Here is a 23,121-nt window from a genome sequence, read left to right on the forward strand (position 1 = left end):
ACTGCACAAGCCCGTAACCGAAGTAAATAAACAATCGCACTAAAGTGCAGGAGTACACATGACGAATCCTGTTATCGGCACCCCTTGGGCGAAGCTGGAGACCCCAATCGCCGAGGAGACCCTCGAGGCCGTCGACAAGTATTGGCGGGCGGCCAACTATCTTTCCATCGGACAGATTTATCTTCGCAGCAACCCCCTGATGAAGGAGCCCTTCACTCGGGAGGATGTCAAGCATCGTCTGGTCGGTCACTGGGGCACCACCCCCGGCTTGAACTTCCTGCTGGGTCATATCAACCGTCTGATCGCCGACCATCAGCAGAACACCGTTATCATCATGGGCCCCGGCCATGGCGGCCCCGCCGGTACCTCGCAGTCCTACCTGGATGGCACCTACAGCGAGTACTACCCCAAGATCACCAACGATGAGGCTGGCCTGCAGAAGTTCTTCCGCCAGTTCTCCTACCCGGGAGGCATCCCCTCCCACTTCGCGCCTGAGACCCCCGGGTCCATTCACGAGGGCGGGGAACTGGGTTACGCCCTCTCCCACGCCTACGGCGCCATTATGAACAACCCCAGCCTCTTCGTGCCCTGCATCGTGGGCGACGGCGAAGCCGAGACCGGCCCTCTGGCCACCGGCTGGCAGTCCAACAAGCTGGTCAACCCACGCACCGACGGCATCGTCCTGCCCATCCTGCACCTGAACGGCTACAAGATTGCCAACCCGACCATCCTTTCGCGCATCTCCGACGAGGAGCTGCATGAGTACTTCCATGGCATGGGCTACGAACCCTTCGAGTTCGTCGCAGGGTTCGACGATGAGGACCATCTGTCCATCCACCGTCGCTTCGCGGACATGCTGGAGACCGTCTTCGACAAGATCTGCGACATCAAGGCCCGGGCCGAAACCGACGACATGACCCGTCCCTTCTACCCCATGATCATCTTCCGCACCCCCAAGGGCTGGACCTGCCCCAAGTTCATCGACGGCAAGAAGACCGAGGGATCCTGGCGCGCCCACCAGGTGCCGCTGACCTCCGCCCGCGACACCGAGGCCCACTTCCAGGTCCTCAAGAACTGGCTGGCCTCCTACAAGCCCCAGGAGCTGTTCGACGAGAAGGGCGCCCTGCGTCCCGAGGTCACCAGCTTCATGCCCAAGGGCGACCTGCGTATCGGCGAGAACCCCAACGCCAACGGCGGCCGGCTGCTCAAGCCGCTGGAGCTGCCTGACATCCACGACTACGAGATCGACATCAAGAAGCACGGCCACGGCTGGGGCGCCACCGAGGCCACCCGCGTCCTGGGCTACTACACCCGCGACGTGCTGGCCAAGAACCCCACCGACTTCCGTATCTTCGGGCCCGACGAGACGGCCTCCAACCGTCTGGCCGCCGCCTACGAAGTGACCAACAAGCAGTGGGATGCCGACTACCTGTCGGAGCTGACCGACGAGCACATGGCCCACACCGGCCAGGTCATCGAGCAGCTCTCCGAGCACCAGATGGAAGGCTTCCTGGAGGGCTACCTGCTGACCGGACGCCACGGCATCTGGAGCTCCTACGAGTCCTTCGTGCACGTCATCGACTCCATGATCAACCAGCACGCCAAGTGGCTGGAGGCCACCGTCCGCGAGATCCCGTGGCGCAAGCCCATCGCCGGCCTGAACCTCCTGGTCACCTCGCACGTCTGGCGTCAGGATCACAACGGGTTCTCCCACCAGGATCCCGGCTTCGTCGACATCCTGCTGAACAAGAACTTCAACAACGATCACGTGGTCAACATCTACTTCCCCGCCGATGCCAACATGCTGCTAAACGTGGGCGAACGTTGCTACAAGTCGACCAACTGCATCAACGCCATCTTCGCCGGCAAGCAGCCCGCCGCCACCTACCAGAGCGTGGACGAGGCCGCCGCCGAGCTGGAAAAGGGTGCCGCCCGCTGGGATTGGGCCTCCAATGCCAAGGATGCCGAGGATGCTGATGTGGTCATCGCCACTGCAGGTGACATCCCCACCCAAGAGGCCCTGGCTGCCGACGACATGCTGCAGAAGCTGGGCGTGAAGGTCCAGTTCGTCAACGTGGTTGATCTGCTGAAAATCCAGGACGCCGAAGAGAATGATCAGGCCCTGTCCGACGAGGAGTTCACCGAGCTCTTCAGCAAGGACAAGCCGGTCTTGTTCGCCTTCCACGCCTACCCCGGCTCCATCTACCGCCTGATTCACGGACGTCCCAACCACGACAACTTCTCCGTGCACGGCTACGAGGAGCAGGGCTCCACCACCACGCCGTTCGACATGGTGCGCGTCAACAACATGGATCGCTGGTGCTTGGCCGCCTCCGCCCTGAAGCTGGTGGACGCCGGCAAGTATGCCGACCAGATCGACAAGTGGACCAAGTTCCGCGACGAGGCCTTCCAGTTCGCCGTGGACAAGGGCTACGACCACCCCGATTACACCGATTGGGTCTGGCCCGATGCCAACCGCGCCGGCCAGGAGACCATCTCCGCCACCGCCGCGACCGCCGGAGACAACGAGTGATACGCTGATCCGACCCTGAAACCGCCCGTCATGCGCAGCCCGCATGGCGGGCGGTTTCTGTATACTGGACAAGGTTGCGAACAAAGCAGTCATCAAGGCAACCACATCCGGACAGGAGAAGACACAGTGAGTCTTGCAAGCATCACCATCATCAGCCCAGAAGCCGCCAACGGCCGCAATGTCGTGGCCTACGGCCTGACCAAGGCCTTAAGTGCCAAAGCCAAAACGGCCGTATTCAGGCCAATCGCCTGCAGGAAGCACCCATTGACCCCGGAACTGGTTGCAGCCAGTTCATTCCCCGGCACGGATCCGGAGATCTGCCGTGGCAAGTGCCCTGGGCACGCCACTGAGGACACCATGCAGACCCGGGCTGATGTCCTCAACGCTTATGACGGTCTGGTGGAGGCCACCCATCCAGAGCGCGTCCTGATCGTGGGCAGCGATGCCTCAAAACTCTTCGACCCCGGCCTGTTTGCTCTGAATGCACAGATCGCGGCCGACCTGAGGTCCCCGGTCATGCTGGCCGTCTGCACCATCGGCAGGGAACCCGGCCAGGTCATGAAGACCGTGGCTGCCTGCCGTCGGACCATCGAGGCCCAGGGGGCTGTGCTTGCCGGAGTCTTCATCACCGGATGCCAGCCTGAACAGAAGGCGCCTCTTGCTCAGGCCTTCCAGAAGTATGATCTGCCGACCTGGACCGTCTCCAAGATGGACTTCGACACGGATCCGTCCGCCGAGCAGGCCCGCCAGGCCACCAGCCAGACATTCCAGCAGGAGGTGGACGTCGACCAGGTGCTGAAGGCCGCCGACGCCGCCAGCCCCAAGGCCACCACGCCTGTAGCCTTCCAGAACGATCTGTTGGCCAAGGCCAAAGCCAACAAGAAGACCATTGTCCTTCCCGAAGGCGGCGAGGACCGCATCATCAAGGCGGCCGACTACTTGCTGGCGCGCAACATCGTTGACCTGATCATCGTGGGCGACAAGGATTCCATTCTGGCGCGCGGCAAGGAGCTTGGCCTCAACAACCTGGAGAAGGCATCCTTCCAGACCATGGACGACGAGCAGGTGCTGGCTCCCATGGTTGATCGTCTCTGCCAGCTACGCGCCAAGAAGGGCATTACCCCGGAGCAGGCGCTCAAGCAGTTGGCCGATCCTTCCTACTTCGGCACCATGCTGGTGGTGCTGGGCAAGGCCGACGGCCTGGTGTCAGGCTCGATTAATTCCACTGCCAACACGGTCCGTCCCGCTCTTCAGGTGATCAAGACCAAGCCGGGCGCCTCGCTGGTCTCCGGAGCCTTCCTCATGTGCTTCCCAGACCATGTGGCGGTCTTTGCCGACTGCGCCATCAACCTCAACCCATCGTCCGAGCAACTGGCCGACATCGCCATCCAGTCGGCCCAAACCGCTCGCTCCTTTGGCGTTGACCCGCGCGTGGGCATGCTCTCCTACTCCACGCTGGGCTCAGGCAAGGGCCCGGATGTGGACCTGGTTGAAGAGGCCACCCGCCTGGCCAAAGAGAAGGCGCCGGACCTGCCCATCGTGGGCCCCATCCAGTTCGACGCGGCCTGGTCCCCCACTGTGGCAGCCACCAAGGCCAAGGGTGATCCGGTTGCCGGAAAGGTCAACGTCTTCGTCTTCCCCAGCCTGAGCGCAGGCAACATCGGCTACAAGGCCGTTCAGCGAACCTCGGGCGCCCTGGCCATCGGACCGGTCCTACAGGGTCTGAATAAGCCGGTAAACGACCTTTCACGCGGCGCCTTGGTTGCCGACATCATCAACACTGTAGCCCTGACCGCCGTCGAGGCCCAGGACTGATCGCCGTCCCTGTAACGTCTCTATAAACCTCTGGGGCTGCCACTGGATCCTACCTCCAAAACGGATCCAGAAGCAGCCCCAAAATCATGTCAGCCCGGCAATATACCGCTCCTTGTAAGGGCCGACGAGTAATCTTGAAGACTGATTGAAGAGCGCAGGCTCTATACAAGCACATCAGGAGGATGCCCCAATGGCGAAAACCGTCCTAGTCATCAATTCGGGTTCAAGCTCGATCAAGTACCAGCTGGTCGATCTGGAGACCAGCCAGAGCCTGGCCTCGGGTCTGGTCGAGAAGATCGGCGAGCCCACCGACGGCCATTACAAGCACGAGGTCAACGGCGAAAAGCACGAGCTTGAGGAGCCCATCCACGATCATGAGGTCGGGCTCAAGCGTGTCCTGGGTTTCTTCAAGGAGTATGGTCCTGATTTGGACAAGGCCGGCATCATCGCCGTTGGCCACCGTGTCGTCCAGGGTGGAGCCATCTTCCCCAAGCCTGCACTCCTGACTAAGAAGACCCTGAGTCAGGTTAAGGATCTGGCTGTGCTGGCCCCTCTGCACAATGGACCAGAGGCAGAGGGCGCCGAAGTCATGAGCCGGCTGATGCCCCAGACTCCGCAGGTCTTCGTCTTCGACTCCTCCTTCTTCTTCGAACTGCCCAAGAAGGCCTCCACTTACGCTCTCAACAAGGACATTGCCAAGCAGTACCACATCCGTCGTTACGGCGCCCACGGCACCAGCCACCAGTATGTGGGCCAGCTGGTTCCCGGTCTGCTGGGCAAGCCTGCAGAAGGTCTGCGGCAGATCGTCCTACACATCGGCAACGGTGCTTCCGCTTCAGCGCAGGTCTCCGGGCATCCCGTCGAGACCTCCATGGGTCTGACCCCACTGGAGGGCCTAGTCATGGGCGGCCGCACCGGCGACATTGACCCTGCCGTTGTTTTCCACCTGATTCGCAACGCCCACATGAGCGTGGATGAGCTGGACACCCTCTTCAACAAGCGTTCCGGCATGACCGGCCTGACCGGCCATGGCGATATGCGTGAGGTTCACAAGCTGATCGCCGAGGGCGACGAGGACGCCAAGCTGGCCCTGGACATCTACATCCACCGCATTGTCGGCTACATCGGCAACTACACGGCCCAGATGGGCGGCCTGGACGCCATCACCTTCACGGCCGGCGTAGGCGAAAACGACGAGATTGTGCGTCGCCGTGTCATCGAGCAGTTGGAACCCTTCGGCGTGAAACTGGACCAGGAGAAGAACGATCAGCGCTCCAAGGAGGCCCGGATTATCTCCACCCCCGACAGCACAGTCGCCGTCTGCGTCATCCCCACCAACGAAGAACTTTCCATCGCCCGCCAAGCCGAGGTCGTCGCCAGCCAGGGCGATGCCTACGGTAACAAGTTCCAGGCCTGACCACTGACTTTATTTATCCTCTCAATCTAACTAATGGTTGAAGGATAGATGATTGTGATTGAGTCTTGGTTCTAAGAACTTGGTCTTAAGAACGAAGAAGGTCGGTAACCACAGCAATGTATGTGGTCACCGACCTTCTTGATATGTCAATCCCCCAGGGCCGCCAAGGCCTCCTCGTGCAAAAGACCGTTGCTGGCTAGACCATTGCCACCCCAAGGACCCGGGTTGCCTGCCAAGTCAGTGAAGCTGCCCCCTGCCTCGGTCACGATGGGAACCAGCGCACCCATGTCATAGAGGTCAAGCTCCGGCTCGGCCGCCAGGTCTATTGCCCCCTGAGCCAAGAGCATGTATTGCCAGAAGTCGCCGAAACCACGCAGGCGCCAGATCCGATCGGTCAAGTCAAGAAGCCGCTCCCGACGTCCTATGGCTTTCCACCCAGTTAGCGACGATATGGACATGGAGGCGTCTTCCATCCGGTTCACATTTGATACGTGGATGGCCTTGGGGGCTTCGCCCTGACGCGCCATGTGGGCTCCCTGACCCCATGCAGCGTACCAGCGAGTGCCCAGCATGGGGGCCGATACCGCGCCGACCACCATCTGATGGTCTACCTCCAAGCCAATCAGAGTCGCCCAGACGGGGACTCCGCGCACATAGTTCTTGGTCCCGTCAATCGGATCGATGATCCACCGTCTGCCGTTGGACTCCTGCTTTCCCAACTCCTCAGCATAGATGGTATCGTTGGGCCTTGCTCGGGCCAAAACGCGACGAATCACCGCCTCCGCCTCTTTGTCGGCCTGGGTGACTGGGGTATTGTCCTCCTTGCGTTCCACCTTAAGATCTGGCGACTTGAAGTAGCCCACGGTGACCTGATCTGCCTGATCGGCCATGGCGATGGCCAGATCCAGATCCTCCTGCCAGGTCTGCCTTTCATCCTCGATGCTCATAACACGGCTCCTTTCGCTTGAATCGCTCTGGTTTAGCCTTGACCCTCGTTTGCCAGCATCCGCTTCCACATACCCGGGAAGTCAGGCATGGTCTTGGCCGTGGTACCGATGTTGCGCACCCGGATGCCAGGTATCTTAAGACCAATCATGGCGGCGAAAGTAGCCATGCGATGGTCGGCATAGGTCTCCATGACGACCCCGTGCATACGCTGAGCCGGCACGGGCTCAATGGCCAGGCCATCATCCAGTTCGCGGGCTTGACCTCCTACTCTGGTGATTTCCGTGGCCAGCGCCTTCAGCCGGTTGGTCTCATGACCACGCAGGTGGCCGATGCCGTGCAGGCGACTGGGCCTGTCGGCAAAAACCAGGATGGCTGCAATAGAGGGCACGATCTCCCCAGCGGGAGACAGATCGAAGTCGCCGAGTCCGTGTATGGCTTCCCCGCCGGTCACCCTGCAGGTGGCGCTACCCTGCCCGTCGGGAACCATGTCTACCTTCGCGCCCATGGTCTCCAAATACTTGGGCAGCAAGCCGCCTGGCTGTGTGGTCCGATCTGGCCAGTTGGGCACGCTGACTTGCCCGCCACCTATCAGAGCCGCTCCCAGGAAGGGGGCCGCATTCGACAGGTCGGGCTCCACCTGGACCTGATCAGGTAGCTGCGTCCCAGCAGATCCCCTGCCTTCAACACTCCACCTGCAACGGTCGGGATTGGCCTGAACCTGGACTCCGCCCTGACGCAGGTCCTCAACAGTCATGGCGATGTGCGGAAGACTGGGAAGATGCTGACCAGAGTGGACGATGGTCATGGTGCCATCAGCCCTGGCAGCCAGCAAAAGGAGGCCGGAAATGAACTGCGAGGATGTCGAGGAGTCTATGATCACCTCGCTGCCAACCAGGTGAGCCGGTGGCGTGAGCACAAAGGGCAGGAAGCCTTCCTGGCCCAGGTACTCGATCCTGGCTCCCAGCTGGATCAGGCCGTCCAACAGGGGCCTCATAGGTCGCCGATAGGCCTGCTGGTCCCCGTCGAAGTGTGTGGGGCCATCAGCCAGCATGGCCAGGCCCGGCACGAAGCGCATAACGGTTCCAGCCAGTCCGCATTCTACCCGGGCGCCGCCACGGAAACGTCCCCCTGCCGGTGGAACAACTTCCACTTCTGTGGGACTGTTCGGGTCAACCCGACAGCTCACGCCGAGGGCCTCCAGAGCCTGAATCATCAGGTCTGTATCACGTGACCTGAGTAGACCAGTCAACCTGACAGGGCGACTTCCCAGGGCCGCCAGAATCAGATACCTGTTCGAAAGGGACTTGCTCCCCGGTATGGTCACCGTTGCATCCAAGGGACCACCCGCCTGCGGCGCCGCCCATGTCTCTTCCACTGTCATGGTCACCATGGTAACCGCAGGCGCAGAGCTGTTTCCGCTCCCTGCTCACCCCTGGAGGTCCAGTGGGGATCCGACCCTGTGCTATATTGGTACATTGTGCCCATACGGTGATACTGATGGGCGCCGGGCTATAGCGCAGCTTGGTAGCGCGCCTGCTTTGGGTGCAGGATGTCGCCGGTTCAAATCCGGCTAGCCCGACTTTTGCTTTTGGCCCATGTCGGGAGTCGGATCCTTGGCATTCATGCCCACCAATCCTGTAAGGAGAATCGTCAGAGCCAGAAGGCCCGTCAGACTCGCATAAATCGACATGGTGATGGCGATACCGACCAGATTTCCCAGCGTTAGAAAAATCATCTGCCCCAGAGGCGCCCCTATCATCATGACAGTCTGTACCACTCCCATAGTTGCAGCCAGGTGGTCCTCGCCCACTGTGCTGATGAGCATGGTCATGAACCGAGGGTTGATCTTGCCCAAAAGATAGTTCATGACCAGGAGCGGGAGGAACAGCAGTGCAGGAATATGCAGCCATACCAGGTTGATCCCTACCATGGCGGCTGCGGCCATGACTCCGGTCAGCAAATGGGCCATGGGCAGCCGCCTGAGCGGATCTGCGGCAAGGAGTGCGCCAAGGATAAGTCCCAGCGAGGAGATGCCGTTGATTACGGCTATGGTTGTACCGTAGCTTCCCCACCAGACCTCGGACATGGAAATCAGCCCCAGATTGAGCAGGGGCTGCAGAGCCGTCCCCAGAAGGTTGACCAGACAGCCAAAGCCCACCATCAGGACCAGGAATGTAGAGCTGCGAAACTCCCCCAAGGCCATACGGAGGCTGGAGGACAGGCCCACATGCTTGCCCACAGATGAATCATTGCCTGTGACCTCCGCCCTGGCGAATGCCTTATAGCCAATGGCCACCAGAATTCCCGCCAGCAGAAAGGTGGCAGCATTGATCAGCGCGAATACAGCGAATCTGTTGCCCAGGATAGCGATCAACACTGCACCTCCGCCTGCACTGATGACAGCCGCGACATTGGATGCAGCGGAGGTGATTGAGGTCGCCTGATGGAGCTGGCCTGGCTGGACCAGGTGTTTGAGGACCGGCATCCACAGACTGCCTGCATATCCCTCCAGCATGGAAGATGCCATGTCCATGGCTACCAGCAGCAGAAAGACGGGCAAACTCTTGGACCTGCCGATTGTTATGGCCATAGCCAGGTAAATACACACCTGAATCAGCTTGATCACCACTTGCATCCGTGTCTTGTGCGCGGTCCTGTCAGCCAAGTATCCGGTCAGGATGGCCGTCAGCGTTGGCGCCACCCATGCCATTGAAGCTATGGAGACGGCCAGTCCGGCAAAGGGCATGGTCTGGGCATAGACAATGAAGACGATGTTGAAGAGCTCGCCCCCGACCGTATTAAACAGACTGGCCAGAACCATGGTCACGAAAGGCTTGTTCTTCAGAAGTTCCTGCATGGTCGGCAGCCGTTCAGGGCAGTTCGATCTTCATGAGAGTCCGGTGAAGCAACCACCAGGCCGGCAGGGAGGTCAGAAAGATGATCAGAAGCACCAGCGCAGACAGCAGTGGGGAAAGGGAAAGCAGGTTGCCCACCAAAGCGTCCAGCAGGAGCAGGACCCCAAACATGATTGGCAGCGAGCGCTTCCAGAAGCCCAAGGAAAGGGCGATGCCGACCAGCCCCACCAGTCCCGCGAGACTGGTGACCAGCATGAAGAGAACCTGTCCGAACAGGCTGACTGGCGAACCCTTTTCGAGTGAACCCACAAGACGGTCGACCAGCAGCAAGACGGTCAGGGTAACGGCCGTCCCCGCCAGATAGGACAGGGCCGTGAAGAAGCCGACGAACACCAGTTTGGCCAGCAGGATTCGTTCCCGCGAGATGGGGCACGACAGGGTGAGTGTCAGATTCCTCCCTGTATAGGGTTCGATGAAGACCAGGTTGCAGAGGGCAGCGGCCACCAAAGAGAAACCCACCAGAAGGATGACCATGGCCATCTGCAACACGAAAGCCAGACTGGACAGCCGAGGATCAGACCGCCCGCTCGTGTGGCCAATGGCCAGGAACATGCCTCCCAGGGCCAAGGATGCGGCCACCACTGCCAGTCCTGCGAAAATGCAGGGCCATAGTCTCGTCTTTTTCAGCTCCAATTGCAGCAGCGTCTTCATATCAGCCCTCCATAGCATTGATCAGGGTCTGCTCGGCGGCCTCTTGGCCCTTATTGAGGAGCTCCGAGACGCTGGCCCGCAGACTTACCCTGCCGTCCGCCACCACCATCACACGGTCGGCAGTGTGCAGCACCTCGGAGAGAATGTGGCTGGAAAAGAGGACCGCACTGCCTTGGGCAGCCAGACTTTGCAGGCTGTTTCGCAGCTGTCCGATGGCCACAGGATCCAATCCGTTGAGCGGCTCATCCAGTAGGTAAAGGTCAGGATGATGGCCCATGCATCTTGCCAGGGCCAGCCTCTGCCTCATGCCCATGGAATATCTGCCAACAGGCGTGGTTGAATCGGCAGTCAATCCGACGTTCTCCAAGAGTTGGCTGATTCCGGCGAGATCAACGGCTCTATGCTCCCCGCTTGCCAACGCATGGTAGGACTGGTCGATCACCAGGTTCTGCCTGGCACTGAGCGACTCATAAAATACGGGCTCATTGATGGACACCCCCATCCTTGCCAAACTGCCCGGGTAACCTTCGCTGAGAGGTTTCTCCAGAAAACGGACCCGTCCGCCGGCAGGTCTCTGCATTCCAGTCAGAATCTTCAACAGCGTGGACTTGCCAGCCCCGTTGGCTCCCAACAGGCCCAGAATCTCGCCCTGCTCCAATGACAGGTCCAGTCCAGCCAGCACCTCCCTGCCTTCAAACACTTGGACGATACCGTCCGCCTCCAGAATTTTCATGAAACTCCTTTCAAAAATACCAATGGTATGTTTAGCGGAAACAAAACCATTCACCCGTTGAGTACCCGAATCTTGCTAATCGCCAGAGCCATCTAGGCCCTAAGAGATCTCTCGGCTCAGAGAGGCCTCGTGATCCTGATCCTGGCCGGATTTCTCCTGAGTGGACTCCCCACCAGTGGCAGTCAATGGATTGCTCTTCAGATGCGCATGCAAGTGCACGGCTGCGCGAATGACCCGATCATCTATGACCGGTGCCCCGATCCCCTTGAGCATATCGGCCAACAGAGTGAACTTGGAAACCACTTGATCCCGAGTCATGGTCGAGAACCGGATCCCTATCCACATGTTGACCAGGATATAGAGCACCTGGGCCAGATCCTCGGGATTGCAGGGGGCAATGGAGCCGTCCTCCACGCCTTCACGAACGTAGGGGGTGATCACGTCCACAATCCTGTCCATGGATTTCAAGTACATCTCCCCGACCATGCGGGGGCTCTTCAACAGGGTTCTGGCTGAAAAGGTCACATCGAGACGCGAGTAAGCCGACAGGGAGGCAATCAGCTCGTTGCGCAGTTTGTCAAGGCCTGTTTTTCCGGGCCATTCCCCCAGCCAGTCCCCCTGGGATGAGGACGAAGCCATGCGCTCGGTGACCGCATGGAAAATGGCCGTCTTGGAAGGAAAGTGGTAGTAGACAGCTCCCTTGGTCATGCCACCCAGACCATCGACAATGTCCTGAATGCTGGTTCCGTCGTAGCCCTTTTCCAGGAAGAGCCGCTGGGCTACATCAAGGATCTGATTGCGATGCCCTTCGGGATCCTTCGGCGTGCCCATGCGGTGCTTCCCTTCCTGTCAGTGCATCAATGCCCGACCATCCTGGTCTGACCATCTTGTCCGGCAAAATGCTATCATACCACTGGTATGTTCTGCTTGACCAATCATGAACTTTATGCCTCGACATTAATCCTTCTGCAGACGACGAATGGCCTCGTGCTGAATGGCAACCACCGCCTTGGCATCGGCGACTCCTGCTGCGCAGAGCTCCTGCCAGGAGACCCAGGCCGACTGGATGTGCTCGCCCGGGTCGAAGTCGGTTGGCCCCTGATGCCAGCGACGCAAATGCAGGACCACGATATGTCCGAGCTCGTCGCTCATGCCCAGGGAGGAGTAGACATCGGGAGCGGCATCAATCCAGCCGTTGTCCGGATTTAGATGGCTTTCTGAGCCCGGAGCACCCTCGGGCCCGGGTACCAAACCGGTCTCCTCACGCAGCTCGCGCAGGACGGCCTTGACGGGGCTCTCGCCCGGGTCGATGAAGCCGGCTGGCAGGCCGAACACGTAGGCCTGGGCGCCCACCCGGTACTCTCGGGTCAGCAGATAAGCATCGGCAGTGCAGTCGTGCACCAGCATGACCACGCAGGGGGCGTGACGGATGAGCTGTCTGTCGATGGTCTCCTTAGAACCGTCACGCCTGAACATGGCCACCTGCTGTTGGTCGATAACGAATATCGGGCCGCGGAAGACCTCCCTATCATCCATCAGCTCGGGTACACGGTCCATATCGATGCCCTTGGCCCCCTGGCCATCCCGGTCGGCCAGTCTGGCGGCCAATCGTGCCTGCAGATCCTGTGCTTCATCGCTCATGCAATCATTCCTCCTCAATCATCAACCCGCAGCCGTCAGCGCACCACCATGGTCCAAGGATCGGTGACGATCGATGAGACCTCCACCTGTGGACGAACACCAGTAGCCATCTCCAGGGCCCGGGCAATGTCTCCATTGGCGTAGCGGAACCAGAGACTTTCGATGGCCGAGTGCGGGGTGTTAATCAGCATGGGTCTGGGCTGATTGGGACGACCCGCTATCCGGGCCTCATAAAGGGCCTGCTGGTAGGCATCCGTGGCTGGATGATGGCGCAAATCGCTGGTGATGTAGACATCTGCCCCCGTGGACCGGACCAGGTCGAACTCGGAGTCCCCAGAGCCGGGCAGCAGGGCGACCGTGGAAACCATGGCCTCGGGCACACCGACCGCCTGAACACCCAGAGCCGTCTTGGGCAGGAGGTCCGCCATGGTATGGACCAAATCCTCAAATGGTGTGGGCTTAGGAAGCCGTCCCCAACGACCCAGGCCTACCTGGATCCCCTGATCAGCGTGCAAATCGCGTTTAGAGACCGACTGAGGAGCCAGTGGTCTCGCCTCCTGCAGGTCAAGAACATCGGCAGCGGCCTGGGCCACGCCACGGTAAGCAGCATCAGCGTTGGTATGCCCAACCCAGAGCCCACAACGGCCCTCAATCAGCCTGGTTATCATATCCCCGCGAAAATCCTGGCCGGAAACCTGATGGACCGACCTGAAGAAGAGCGGATGGTGGGTGATCAGCAGGTCGGCCTTGTGGTCAAGAGCCTCCTGAACCACATCGGGCCGAGGGTCTACGGCGCACCAAATCCGCCTGACCGGCCAGGACGGATCCCCCGCCACCAGACCAGGATAATCCCAGTCCTCTGCGTATTCCAAGGGGTAAAGCCCCTCCAGCAGATCCACAACCTGGCCCAGGGGCACCGAAGGCCTCTGAACCTCATCTTGCCCATCAGACATAACGATCCCTCCTCGGATCCTGCTGGGCCCAAGCCACCCCATGTTAGTTCAGTGAGCGGCCAGCTCCCAATCCTGGCCAATGCCGGTGGACACATCCAGGGGCACGGCCAATTCAACGGCATGTTCCATGGAATCCTTGACCAGTTTGGTGGCCTTGTCGGTCTCTCCGGGAGCGATCTCCACCAGCAATTCATCGTGGATCTGCAGGGAGATTCGGCTCTTCAGCCCCTGATCGGACAAGGCACGGCTGGCCTTGATCATGGCGATTTTCATGATATCGGCAGCTGACCCCTGGATGGGCGCGTTCAGAGCGGCCCTCTCGGCGGCTTCGCGGGTGGGACGGCGCTTGGAACGCAGCCCCGGGAAGTAGCGCCGACGACCGAACATGGTCTCGGTGTAACCCTTCTCACGGGCATCGGCCACCAGGGACTCCAAGTACTCATGGACCTTGCCGAAGGTGGCGAAGTACTTGGCGCGCAACACATCAGCCGCGGCCGGACTAATCTTGAGCTGCTGGGCCAGGCCATAGGTGCTCAGTCCATAGGCCAGACCATAGCTCATGGCCTTCACATGGGAGCGCTGGTCCCCGGTGACCTCCTCCATGGGGATGTCGTAGACCAGGCTGGCCACGTACCGGTGGAAGTCAGCGCCGGACTTGAAGGCATCGATCAAGGCCTGGTCTCCGGAAAGATGGGCCATGATCCGCAGCTCCACCTGGGAGTAGTCCGAGGAAAGTAGCGCCTCGTACCCGCTGCCAGGCACGAAGGCCGAACGAATCTCACGCCCACGGGCATCCCGGTTGGGAATGTTCTGCAAGTTGGGATCAACCGAGCTCAACCGGCCAGTGGCGGCCACGGTCTGCTCATAGGTGGTGTGCAGCCGTCCATCCCGGGGATTGACAGCCTCGCGCAGGGTTTGCACGATCTGCTTGAGCTTGTTGGTCTCCCTATGCTTGAGGAGCGCGCCCAGGAAGTCGTTGGCCCGTTCGTTGTTGACCGACTTTATATACAAGTCCTGCAGGACCGAGACGTTGGTGGAATAGGAACCGGTCTTAGTCCTATGGGTGGGCACCAGGCCCATATCATCAAAGAGCACCTTGCTAAGCTGCTTGGGGCTCTGCAGGTTGACACGGCTGCCGGCCTTATCCCAAGCGATTTCCTGAGCCTGACGGGCCTCTGCAGCGAACCGGTCGTGCATCTCCTTCAGGCGGGCATCGTCCACCTTGGCGCCCTCGGTCTCCATCTGCGCCAGGACTGCGGAGGTGGGCAACTCTATGGTGCGGAGCAGCCCGTACTGATGACGCTCGTCGATAAGTTCCTGCAGGCGCTCGGAAACCATCATGACGTATTGCGCCTGACGAAGAATCCGAGTCCCCCGCCGACGCTCGTCCTCATCCTCTCGCCCGTCCAGGGCCAGGGCCCCCTGTGTGGCTTCAGGCTCCTCCTCTACGGGGATGGCCAGGAAGTGGGCTACGGCCTGTTCCAGATTGTCAGCGTGGAAATCAGGCTCAGCCAGATAGCCTGCCAGCTTGGTATCGAACAGGGGCAGGGGCATGTGCAGTCCCTGGCTCTCCAAGAAGTGCAGATGCTCCTTGTAACCATGGACCACGCAGGTCCCAATCCGCTGGTCAATCAGCTCCTGGATGGCTTCACGCATGGCTTCGTCAATGTCTTCCGCCATAAGGACCAGGCCGTGGCCATCCATGGAGAGAACAGCCAGTTCCTCCAGGCCGTAGTCGCCGTGCTTGGCCCAGCCGATGGCGTGAAGAACCCAGTGCTCTTTCATGGCTTCACTGCAGCGCATGGCATTCTGGTCGGAGTCTCCGATGTCTTTGATTTGGTCCAGGGCATCGGCCATGGCCTTGACATGGTCTGCCGAGCGCCGGCAGAGGGCTTTATCCGGCAGATACTTCTCACACCAGTCCCGCAGCTGGTCGGCGGACTCCGCCTTATCACGCTCGGGCTGCGTGAACTCCTCTTGCTTGTTGCTGACATCCACCAGCGCTGAAGCTGGAGAGTAATCGTAATCGGCAACCGTGTTGAATCCGCGCAGGATCTTCTTGCGGGTCTGCGGGCCGAACTGCAGCTGCTCAAAGATGGGCAGAACCTGATCCGTATGGATGGTGCCGAAACGCAGATCCTCCACCTTCACGCCCAGATCCAGGTCGCGCACCAGGGCATTGACCTTCCGGTTGAGTCGCACCTGGTCGGCATTCTCCGCCAATGCCTGGCCCTTCTTGCCGCCGATTTCGTCAGCGTGTTCCAGAATGGAATCCAACGATCCGTACTTGTTGATCCACTTGGCGGCATAGCCGTCGCCCACACCCGGCACGCCAGGGATGTTGTCGGCCCCCTCGCCGCGCATGGCGGCCAGATCCGGATACTGCTCCGGGGTCACCTTGTAGCGATCCATGATGGCCTGGGGCGTCATGTGCTTGAGGTTCTTGAAGTGGTGGCCTGGGTAGAGCACGGTGATGTCGTCGTCCACTAGCTGAAAGGCATCCCTGTCCCCCGACAGGACCAGGGTCTTGAACCCGGCCTGCTCCCCCATGGTGGCCAGCGTGCCGATGATATCGTCGCCCTCGTAACCGGGCTTTTCGATATAGGTGATGCCCAGGCCCTTAAGCAGGTCCTGGATCAGAGGCAGCTGGCTCAGCAGTTCCTTGGGAGCGGCTTCACGGGTGCCCTTGTATTGGGGCAACATTGCGTTGCGGAAGGTGCCGCCCTTGACGTCAAAGGCCACGCCCATGTGAGTGGGCTTCTCCTTGGCCATTACATCCGCCAGCATGGTGGCAAAGCCCCATACCGCGTTGGTGGGTTGCCCCGTCGAGGTAGTGAAGCTCTCGACGGGAAGGGCATAGAAGGCCCGGAAGGCCAGCGAATGTCCATCGACGACCAGCAGGGTGCGGCCGTCCTTGTCCTGCTCCTTCGTCTGGTCTTCCATAAGAATGACTAACGATCGTTCTGATTGGCCACGTTGTTGATGACCACGTCGGCCACCTCCTGCATGGTCAGCCTGCGGTCCATGGATGTCTTCTGGATCCAGCGGAAGGCCTCAGACTCGGTCATGCCCATGCTCTCCATGAGCAGGCCCTTGGCCCTGTCCACCCGCTTCCGGGCTTCGAAACGGGCCTTCATGTCGGTTACCTCGTCCTTCAGGGCGTTGATCTGATCGAAGCGTGAAATGGCCACCTCAAGGGCCGGAAGCAGCTTTTCCGGAGCGAAGGGCTTGACCACATAGGCCATAGCCCCAGCATCAGCCGCCTTCTCGACCAGACTCTGCTGAGAAAACGCCGTCAGCATAACCACCGGGGCCAGATTCTCCTTACCGATCTCAGTAGCGGCGGTAATGCCGTCGGTGCCGGGCATCTTCACGTCCATAACGACTACATCGGGTCTCAGCTCACGAGTCAGATCAATGGCCTCCTGGCCGCTGGCTGCCTGGCCGACCACGTCATAGCCGGCATCCTCGAGAGCTTCGACGGTATCGAGCCTGATCAAAGCCTCATCTTCCGCCACAACCACGGTCCGCCCTTCGGGGGAATCGCTGCGGTTCTTACTCTCTGAAGCCACTTTCAACCTCGTTTCCTGAAAGTCCATCCTGGCTCCACCGAAAACCGATGAGTGACGGATGGGGTTCGCTTTATCGTGCCCCCGGTGAGACTCGAACTCACACTGCACGGATTTTGAGGCCGTTTCCTCTACCAATTGGGATACGGGGGCTTTTTGTTACCACAGAGAATCTACCATACTTTGGCGACGACGCAAGGTTATTCGTGTTGAATCTGCCTTAGAATGAAGACAGTTATGTATACAGGCACATCAGCAGTCGAAGGAGAGCATGATGACCACTCAGATCTATCGACGGTTCGATCCTTGGCGCACCTCCCCCGTCCAGGAAAAGGCCCGCAAGCAAATTATGGACAGCCATTACTTCAGCGTCGACAGGGTCACCTTTGAATCCAGTGACAATCAGACCTTCGATCGCAGCATCGTCAGCGAGAAGCATGGAGACACCATCGCCGTCCTAGCCATCACCGACGATGGAAGGATACCCCTGGTCGAGCAGTACCGTCTGCCCACCCATCGTTGGACCCTTGAGCTGCCGGCCGGCCATCCGCTCAACGACAAGGAGGCCCCCATCGATGTGGCTACCAGACGACTGCGCGAAGAGGCCGGATACAAGGCTGCCTCCTTCAACCAGTTCGCGAGGTTCATCAACACTCCAAGCTTCTCCACGCAACACACCACGCTCTTCTATGCCGAAGGCTTGACAGCGGTGCAACCTTCCAGCCTGGCACCAGAGACTCCCCACCAGAATGTGCGGCTCTTCACCGTGGATGAGGCCTATGACATGGTGATCGCAGGGACCATATTGGATGCTAAAACCACCATCGCCATCCTGCGAGCCAAAATCGGACTGTCCGACCTGCACTGAGGCTGTTCCTGCGACAATTGCCTGCTACCTAAACGCCTTAGCAGCGAGCCGACTAGCACAGGAGCAATCACATAGCGAACCGGTGACCTCTCCCCCTACCTTGTTAGGCGGGGAAAGACCACCGGTTCTTTGCTGTGTCAGCATCGAATGACTCTAAAGGTCCAGCTGCCTGGCTGACTCAGACGGCAGTCAGGCAACAGTCCGGAGATCAGTCGTTGGCGCCAACTGTGTGGACGTAGATGCAGTCGGTGTTTCCCGGCTCATACTCGCCTTGGGCGCTACTGAGCACCACCAGGCAGTCGCCGTCGGAGACCTTGCCCTGCTTCTTCAAAGTGGAGTCCACGAAGGCCATGAGGCCTGCACGGTTGAAGTCGTGGTAGTCCTGCTCACACATGAAGGCCTCGGTGCCCCAGCTCAGTGCCAGCCAATGATAAGTGTGCTCATCGGTGGTCAGCGCATAGATGGGGGCGGCCGGACGCTCGCGGGAGACGCGGTGCACGGTGTTGCCGGTCTGAGTGAAGGCCACGATGGCCTTGGCGTTGATCTTGTCAGCCAGGTCCACGGCAGCGGAAGAGACAGCACCCGAGTTGGACATGTCCAGGTTGTGCATATCCGGGATACGATCAAACCCGTGGGTGGTGGCGTACTCAGAGATCCGGGCCATTGTAGAGACCGTGGTGTCGGGGTAGTCGCCCACGGCGGTCTCGTTGGAGGTCATGGTGGCGTCGGCACCGTCAAGGACGGCATTGGCGCAGTCGGAGGCCTCGGCGCGGCTGGGGATGGGCGAATGAACCATGGATCCCAGAACCTCAGTAGCGACGATGACCGGCTTGGCGTACTGACGGGCCAGCTCGATGCAGCGCTTGGTCACCAGGGGAACCTGCTCGAACGGCATCTCCACAGCCATGTCGCCGCGGGCTACCATGATGCCGTCGAAGGCTTTGACGATCTCCTCCAGGTTCTCAACCGCCTGGGGCTTTTCGATCTTGGCCACGATGGGGATGCGGCGACCCTCCTCGTCCATGATCTCATGGGCGCGGTCGATGTCGGTGGCGAAGCGGACGAAAGACATGGCAATGATGTCGGCACCGGTGCGGATGCCCCAGCGCAAGTCCTCCTCGTCCTTGGGGGTCAATGCCGGTAGGCTCACGGCCACGCCGGGTAGGTTGATGCCCTTGTGGGAGGAGACCGGACCAGCCACGACCACCTTGGTGTGAACCTGGTTGCCCTCGACCTTGGTGACCTCCAGACGGACCTTGCCGTCATCAATCAGAATGGGATCGCCGGGATGGCAGTCACCGGGCAGACCCTTGAAGGTGGTGGAGGTCATGTGTTCGTCACCCTCGACATCATCGGTGGTGATGGTGAACTCCTGGCCCTCCTTGAGGAAGACCTTGTCTTCGCCCTGCTCGTTCTTCTTGAACCAGCCGCAACGAATCTTAGGACCCTGCAAATCGACCAGGGCCGCCACGTTGCGTCCAGTCTCCTTGCTGGCCTGACGCACGTTGTTATAAACCTTGAGGTGATCTTCGGGAGTGCCGTGGGACCGGTTGAGCCTGGCCACATCCATGCCGGCCCTGACCAGCTTGGTGATGTTCTCCAGCGACTCCGAAGCCGGCCCGATGGTATCGACGATCTTGGCTTTGCGCATATGCTACCTGCCTGTTCTTTTTCTTACTTACCGTTCTATTGTACAGACTTAGCATGATGGGAACCAGTATTTCCCGTTAGCGCTAACAACCCTAGTGGCTCAGGGGATTGTTAATTACCTTACTCCCTGTGCAGCTGATTCAAAGGACTGATGGCGACTCTTGAGCACTGACGCCAGTGCGGATATACCGATGGCCAGGACGATGACCAGCAGGGACACCCAGGTCGGTATCTCCGGCACGGCAGTCAAGGACCGCCCGCCGTTGATGAAAGGCAGGGTGTTGCCGTGCAGAGCCTCCATGATCAGCTTTACTCCGATGAAGGCCAGAACCACAGCCAGCCCAAGGGGCAGATACTCCAGCTTGTCGAGCAGGGATCCAAGCAGGAAGTAAAGCTGCTGAAGGCCCAGCAGGGCGAAGACATTGGAGGTGAAAACGATGAAGGGATCCTTGGTCAGTCCGAAGATGGCCGGAATGGAGTCGAAGGCGAACATAACATCTGTAGTGCCAATGGCCAGGAAAACCACCAGCATGGGCGTGAAGTAGCGCTTGCCCTCAAAGGTGGTCCGCAGATGCTCACCGTCATAGTGGCTGGTGATGGGGATGACCCGGCGCAGGATCCTGATCAGCCCGTTCTCGTGGTACTCCTCCTGCTTGCCGCGGCTGGAGACCATGTTCCAGGCGGTATAGAGCAGAAAGAAGCCGAAGATGAAGAATACCCAAGTGAAGCGGGTAATTAGTGCCGTTCCGGCCAGGATGAAGACGCCGCGCAGCAGTAGGGCGATAGTAATGCCGATGCTGAGCACATAGCGCTGAAGACGCAAGGGCACGGCAAAATTGCTCATGATGATGACGAAGACGAAGAGGTTGTCGATGCTGAGCGAGTACTCGGTCAGCCAGCCCGAGTAGAACTCGATGGCCGGCTTGGACCCAGCCACCTTCCAGATCAGCGCACCAAAAATCAAGGCCATAACCACGAAGAAGGCAATGTGCCGCACGCACTCGCCGGTGGAAGGCACGTGTGGTCGCCGTCCGATCACCAGAAGATCGACCACGAAGAAGAGGGCCAGCACAACCAGGCTCACAACCATGAACGGCAGAGGTGTCTCGGACATATCACCTGACTCTAGTGGCAAGATATGACGTGCTCATCTTCCCGGCCCGCCCATCAGAACATCCTTGCAAGCGGTGTTCCGCAGGATCGGGCCTATGATTCCTCATTCATTGTCACAATCTTGAAGCATGGCCTGGTCGGACCAAAAGCCATGGACCAAGGCTAAGGCTAAACTTATTTTTTGGCCTCGGTCATCTGCCTCAGCTCCTTCTTCAGATCCTTGATTTCGTCGCGCAGACGGGCTGCAAGCTCGAACTGCAGCTGTTGCGCAGCCGTGTGCATCTGGTCGCTCAGCTGACGAATCAGGTCGGCAAGATCCTGCGCCGGCAGACCAGCCTGGAGAATCTCCTGGTGCCGCTTGTCGGCCTCCTCCTTGTCGTAGAGGGGAACGCCCAGGTGGGAATTGCCAGCCTTGTTGGCGTTGCGGTAGCCTCCTGCCAGCAGGGTCTGGGTATCCACGTCCTCCTTGGCCAGCATGTCGTTGACATCGCTGATCTTCTTGATCAATGGCTTGGGATCCACGCCATGTTCCTTGTTGTAGGCGATCTGCTTGGCCCGACGACGATTGGTCTCGCTGATGGCCTTGTCCATGGAGTCGGTGACCTCGTCGGCGTACATGATGACCTTGCCGGACACGTTCCTGGCCGCACGGCCGATGGTTTGGATCAGTGAGCGGTATGAGCGCAGGAAGCCCTCCTTGTCCGCATCCAGAATGGCCACCAAGGAGACCTCAGGCAGGTCCAGTCCCTCGCGTAGGAGGTTGATGCCCACGATGACGTCGATCTTGCCCTCGCGCAGCTCCCGCAGGAGCTCCACCCGCCTGAGGGTGTCCACGTCAGAGTGCAAGTATTCCACTTTGATGTCGCGCTCAAGTAGGTAATCGGTCAGATCCTCGGCCATCTTCTTGGTCAGCGTGGTTACCAGAACCCGCTCGTGGCGATCCACCCTTGTCTTGATTTCGTCCAGGAGATCATCCACCTGGCCCTTGACAGGCCTAACCTCCACCTCGGGATCCAGCAGGCCTGTGGGCCGTATGACCTGCTCTACCACCCCGTCGGACAGGCCCATCTCATAGTCGCCTGGCGTTGCCGACAGGTAGACCGTCTGGCCCACCTTGTCCAGAAACTCAGGCCACTTCAGCGGACGGTTGTCCATGGCCGAAGGCAAGCGGAAGCCGTGCTCCACCAGAGTCCGCTTGCGGCTGGCATCCCCCTCGTACATGGCTCCGATCTGGGGGACGGTCACATGGGACTCGTCGATGACCAGCAGGAAGTCGTCAGGGAAGAAGTCCAGCAAGGTGTGAGGCGGCGTACCAGGTTCGCGCCCGTCGAAGTGACGGGAGTAGTTCTCCACTCCGGAGCAAGTGCCAATCTGGGTGAGCATCTCCAGGTCGTAGGTGGTGCGCATGGTCAGCCTCTGGGCCTCCAGCTCCTTGCCCTGCTTGCGCAGTTGGCCCACACGCCAGTCCAACTCCTCCTTGATAGTCTTCAGGGCGCGCTCCATCCGTTCGGGACCGGCCACATAGTGGGAAGCGGGGAAGATGTGCACTGAGGTCTCATGGGCGATTTCGTCCCCGGTCAGCGGGTGCAGGGTGGAGATGCGGTCGATCTCATCGCCAAAGAATTCGATGCGGACGGCCAGCTCCTCATAGACGGGGATAATCTCAACCGTGTCGCCGCGCACTCGGAAGGTGCCTCGGGTGAAGGCGATGTCGTTGCGCTTGTACTGCATGTCCACGAACTTGCGCAGCAGGTCGTCCCGGTTGATCCGGTCCCCCTCGTGCAGAAAGAGCATGCGGCCGGCGTACTCCTCGGGCGTGCCCAAGCCGTAGATGCAGGAGACGGTGGCCACCACCACGCAGTCGCGCCTAGTCAGCAAGTTGGCAGTGGCGGCGTGCCGGAGCCGCTCCACATCGTCGTTGATGTTGGAATCCTTCTCGATGTAGGTGTCCGTCTGGGGAATGTAGGCCTCAGGCTGGTAGTAGTCGTAGTAGGAGACGAAGTAGGAGACCGCATTGTCGGGCATGAGCTCGCGGAACTCGGCGCATAGCTGGGCGGCCAGGGTCTTGTTGGGCTCCAGAATCAGAGTGGGCCGCTGCAGGCGCTCAATCAGCCAGGCCGTGGTCGCGGTCTTGCCGGTGCCGGTGGCGCCCATGAGCACCACATCGTTCTCGCCATTCTCAATCCGTGTAGCCAGCTCCTCGATAGCCTCTGGCTGGTCGCCGGAGGGCTTGTAGGGAGACTTGACCACGAAGGGCTTATCGGTCCGCTCTATGTTGAACCCCATGAAACTCCCTTCCAGGATGCGTCATTCGC

General features: G+C 59.9%; 17 protein-coding genes and 2 tRNA genes. 5 read left to right on the forward strand and 14 right to left on the reverse strand.

Annotated elements, in window-relative coordinates; translation table 11 throughout:
• The first annotated feature begins 58 nt into the window (after positions 1 to 58).
• The 3 genes from H3V09_RS02820 (at position 59) to H3V09_RS02830 (ending at position 5,765) form a co-directional block, all read left to right on the forward strand.
• Complete coding sequence (locus tag H3V09_RS02820; RefSeq protein ID WP_198190867.1) at positions 59 to 2,533, forward strand: phosphoketolase; 2,475 nt, start codon at positions 59 to 61, stop codon at positions 2,531 to 2,533.
• A 126-nt stretch (positions 2,534 to 2,659) separates the two neighbouring features.
• Positions 2,660 to 4,348: a phosphate acetyltransferase gene (gene pta / locus H3V09_RS02825; RefSeq protein ID WP_332460984.1), complete on the forward strand. Its 1,689-nt coding sequence runs from the start codon at positions 2,660 to 2,662 to the stop codon at positions 4,346 to 4,348.
• Between the two features lie 190 nt (positions 4,349 to 4,538).
• Positions 4,539 to 5,765, forward strand: coding sequence for an acetate/propionate family kinase (locus H3V09_RS02830; protein WP_046323002.1), 1,227 nt, complete (start codon positions 4,539 to 4,541; stop codon positions 5,763 to 5,765).
• 146 nt (positions 5,766 to 5,911) lie between these two features.
• Here H3V09_RS02830 and hisN read toward each other — a convergent pair whose 3' ends face one another.
• Complete coding sequence (hisN, locus tag H3V09_RS02835) at positions 5,912 to 6,712, reverse strand: histidinol-phosphatase (protein ID WP_198190869.1); 801 nt, start codon at positions 6,710 to 6,712, stop codon at positions 5,912 to 5,914.
• 32 nt (positions 6,713 to 6,744) lie between these two features.
• Complete coding sequence (aroA, locus tag H3V09_RS02840) at positions 6,745 to 8,103, reverse strand: 3-phosphoshikimate 1-carboxyvinyltransferase (protein WP_198190870.1); 1,359 nt, start codon at positions 8,101 to 8,103, stop codon at positions 6,745 to 6,747.
• A 115-nt stretch (positions 8,104 to 8,218) separates the two neighbouring features.
• Between aroA and H3V09_RS02845 the strand changes: the two genes are divergently transcribed.
• Positions 8,219 to 8,292: transfer RNA gene (locus H3V09_RS02845), tRNA-Pro, on the forward strand.
• Here H3V09_RS02845 and H3V09_RS02850 read toward each other — a convergent pair.
• From H3V09_RS02850 to H3V09_RS02890, 9 genes are all read right to left on the reverse strand, one after another.
• Positions 8,284 to 9,570: an MFS transporter gene (locus H3V09_RS02850; protein ID WP_198190871.1), complete on the reverse strand. Its 1,287-nt coding sequence runs from the start codon at positions 9,568 to 9,570 to the stop codon at positions 8,284 to 8,286. The two genes, H3V09_RS02845 and H3V09_RS02850, sit on opposite strands and share 9 nt — an antisense overlap.
• A gap of 13 nt (positions 9,571 to 9,583) precedes the next feature.
• Positions 9,584 to 10,279 carry an ABC transporter permease gene (locus H3V09_RS02855; protein WP_198190872.1) on the reverse strand — a complete coding sequence of 232 codons (696 nt, stop codon included), beginning with the start codon at positions 10,277 to 10,279 and terminating at the stop codon, positions 9,584 to 9,586.
• Between the two features lies 1 nt (position 10,280).
• The gene (locus H3V09_RS02860; RefSeq protein WP_198190873.1) at positions 10,281 to 11,012 is read right to left on the reverse strand and encodes an ABC transporter ATP-binding protein; all 732 of its coding nucleotides are present in this window, start codon (positions 11,010 to 11,012) and stop codon (positions 10,281 to 10,283) included.
• Between the two features lie 99 nt (positions 11,013 to 11,111).
• A complete protein-coding gene (locus tag H3V09_RS02865) occupies positions 11,112 to 11,843 on the reverse strand; it encodes a TetR/AcrR family transcriptional regulator (RefSeq protein WP_198190874.1) in 732 nt (243 codons plus the stop codon).
• A gap of 126 nt (positions 11,844 to 11,969) precedes the next feature.
• The gene (locus tag H3V09_RS02870; protein WP_198190875.1) at positions 11,970 to 12,653 is read right to left on the reverse strand and encodes an NUDIX hydrolase; all 684 of its coding nucleotides are present in this window, start codon (positions 12,651 to 12,653) and stop codon (positions 11,970 to 11,972) included.
• Positions 12,654 to 12,688: 35 nt separating this feature from the next.
• A complete protein-coding gene (locus tag H3V09_RS02875) occupies positions 12,689 to 13,606 on the reverse strand; it encodes a Nif3-like dinuclear metal center hexameric protein (RefSeq protein WP_232339343.1) in 918 nt (305 codons plus the stop codon).
• A gap of 48 nt (positions 13,607 to 13,654) precedes the next feature.
• Positions 13,655 to 16,549: a DNA polymerase I gene (gene polA, locus H3V09_RS02880; protein ID WP_198190876.1), complete on the reverse strand. Its 2,895-nt coding sequence runs from the start codon at positions 16,547 to 16,549 to the stop codon at positions 13,655 to 13,657.
• An 8-nt stretch (positions 16,550 to 16,557) separates the two neighbouring features.
• Entirely contained in the window at positions 16,558 to 17,205 is a 648-nt protein-coding gene (locus tag H3V09_RS02885; RefSeq protein WP_015021953.1) for an ANTAR domain-containing response regulator, read from the reverse strand.
• Between the two features lie 49 nt (positions 17,206 to 17,254).
• Positions 17,255 to 17,328, reverse strand: a tRNA-Leu gene (locus tag H3V09_RS02890).
• A gap of 121 nt (positions 17,329 to 17,449) precedes the next feature.
• Here H3V09_RS02890 and H3V09_RS02895 point away from each other — a divergent pair.
• Positions 17,450 to 18,043: an NUDIX domain-containing protein gene (locus H3V09_RS02895; RefSeq protein WP_046323781.1), complete on the forward strand. Its 594-nt coding sequence runs from the start codon at positions 17,450 to 17,452 to the stop codon at positions 18,041 to 18,043.
• Between the two features lie 208 nt (positions 18,044 to 18,251).
• Here the strand turns inward: H3V09_RS02895 and pyk are convergent, their stop codons facing one another.
• From pyk to uvrB, 3 genes are all read right to left on the reverse strand, one after another.
• Positions 18,252 to 19,694, reverse strand: a complete 1,443-nt coding sequence (gene pyk / locus H3V09_RS02900) for a pyruvate kinase (protein ID WP_046323011.1) — start codon at positions 19,692 to 19,694, stop codon at positions 18,252 to 18,254.
• A 114-nt stretch (positions 19,695 to 19,808) separates the two neighbouring features.
• The gene (locus H3V09_RS02905; RefSeq protein WP_046323012.1) at positions 19,809 to 20,807 is read right to left on the reverse strand and encodes a TerC family protein; all 999 of its coding nucleotides are present in this window, start codon (positions 20,805 to 20,807) and stop codon (positions 19,809 to 19,811) included.
• A gap of 173 nt (positions 20,808 to 20,980) precedes the next feature.
• Positions 20,981 to 23,092, reverse strand: coding sequence for an excinuclease ABC subunit UvrB (uvrB, locus tag H3V09_RS02910; protein ID WP_046323013.1), 2,112 nt, complete (start codon positions 23,090 to 23,092; stop codon positions 20,981 to 20,983).
• Positions 23,093 to 23,121: the final 29 nt, after the last annotated feature.

This window comes from Bifidobacterium sp. M0399 (assembly GCF_016100595.1).
GTDB lineage: Bacteria > Actinomycetota > Actinomycetes > Actinomycetales > Bifidobacteriaceae > Bombiscardovia > Bombiscardovia polysaccharolytica.